This is a genomic window from Streptomyces sp. O3, from assembly GCF_054788135.1.
The window spans coordinates 1-271 of sequence record NZ_JBTVYK010000190.1 but is presented as its reverse complement, the minus strand read 5'-3'; the positions used below and the strand labels follow the sequence as shown (position 1 = coordinate 271).

1 protein-coding gene is annotated in these 271 nt (G+C 39.1%); it reads left to right on the top strand.

The features are described 5' to 3' along the window. Window positions 1-42 precede the first annotated feature (42 nt). Window positions 43-271, top strand: a 229-nt coding sequence (locus tag ACX6XY_RS30305; protein WP_460337900.1) for an ABC transporter substrate-binding protein, incomplete at its 3' end; no start/stop codon positions are given.

Below are 271 nucleotides of genomic sequence, written 5' to 3'. Positions count from 1 at the left end.
CTCCTAACGACTGGCACGTTCTTCCCGCAAAACCAAGCATTCGTGGAAAAACAAGGTGACCGTTACGGAACAAAAAGCGACACATTAATTTCCAATGGCCCGTACAAATTAGAAAATTGGAATGGCACAAATATGACATGGGATTACGTTAAAAATCCGACTTACTGGGATAAAAAGAACGTTCCAACTGAAAAAATCCATGTAACTGTTGTAAAAGATACTAATGCGGCTTTAAACTTATACAATACAAACAAATTGGACCGTGTGGAGC